Origin of the sequence: Escherichia sp. E14V7 (assembly GCF_004212225.1) — a bacterium.
In the GTDB taxonomy this organism is placed as follows: domain Bacteria; phylum Pseudomonadota; class Gammaproteobacteria; order Enterobacterales; family Enterobacteriaceae; genus Escherichia.
Genome location: NZ_RHJJ01000039.1, coordinates 1 through 1,135, shown reverse-complemented (window position 1 = coordinate 1,135; position 1,135 = coordinate 1). Strand labels below are relative to the sequence as shown.

Below are 1,135 nucleotides of genomic sequence, written 5' to 3'. Positions count from 1 at the left end.
ATTAACGCAGAAGCTGCAGAACGTTCTGCGGAACCTGGTTGGCCTGTGCCAGAACAGAAGTACCGGCAGACTGCAGGATGTTAGCGCGGCTCATATTAGATACTTCAGACGCGAAGTCAGCGTCGAGGATACGAGAACGAGACTCAGACAGGTTGTTAACGGTGTTGTTCAGGTTGCTGATAACAGAATCGAAACGGTTCTGTACGGCACCGAGGCCAGAACGCAGTTTGTCAACCTGAGACAGCGCGGCATCGATAGCTTTCAGCGGATCGGTGGTTGCTGGTTTGGTGTTAACTGCGGTTTTTAAATCAGTGATGGTCGCAGTGAAATTACCAGCCTTATCGTTGGTAGTATCCAGTTTGGCATTGGTTAAATTACCCGTAGCATCTTCCAGATAGTAGTTACCTTTACCATCGTCTTTCAGGGTGGTACCGGCCGGTACACCTGTTACTTGTGTAGAGTGATAAGCTTCCTGGTCTTTTACTGATGTAGGTGCTGTAGCCTTAGTAAAACCTTTATCCGCACCAGTACTATCGAAGGTCATACCGCCTTTACCGTCATCAATAATTTCATAGTACTTATTATTTGCCGGATCGGCATCTGTACCAATCTGGGCGTAGATTTTACCAGTTGCACCATCTTTAACAATATTATCCGCCTTGGCAGCTGCACCTGTGTCTGTGACATTAGCTACATCATACTTATAGCCTTCATCAACATTCACATTAGCGCCTGTTGTATTCAGGGTTGCGGCATTAATACCGCCAGCCACGTTGAAATCAGTCATCCCGAGGGTGCCGGCATCCATCTTGCTCAGATCGATACTGATAGTTTCGCTATCGTTAGAACCTACCTGAATAGACAGAGACTGATCCTGGCTGAGAACTTTAACGCCGTTAAATTCAGTCTGATTGGAGATGCGGTCGATTTCATCCAGACGGGCATTGATTTCGTCCTGGATGGACTGACGGTCAGAATCGGAGTTAGTGCCGTTCTGCGCCTGAACAGTCAGACGACGGATGTTCTGCAGGTTGTCGTTCACTTCGTTCAGCGCACCTTCAGTGGTCTGAGCGATGGAGATACCGTCGTTAGCGTTGCGGGAAGCCTGAGTCAGACCAGAGATGCTGGCGGTGAA

Annotated in this window: 1 protein-coding gene; it reads right to left on the bottom strand. The window is 48.5% G+C overall.

Annotated elements, in window-relative coordinates; all coding sequences use genetic code 11:
* Position 1: 1 nt before the first annotated feature.
* Positions 2–1,135, bottom strand: a 1,134-nt coding sequence (locus D9741_RS23310; protein WP_130238363.1) for a flagellin, incomplete at its 5' end; no start/stop codon positions are given.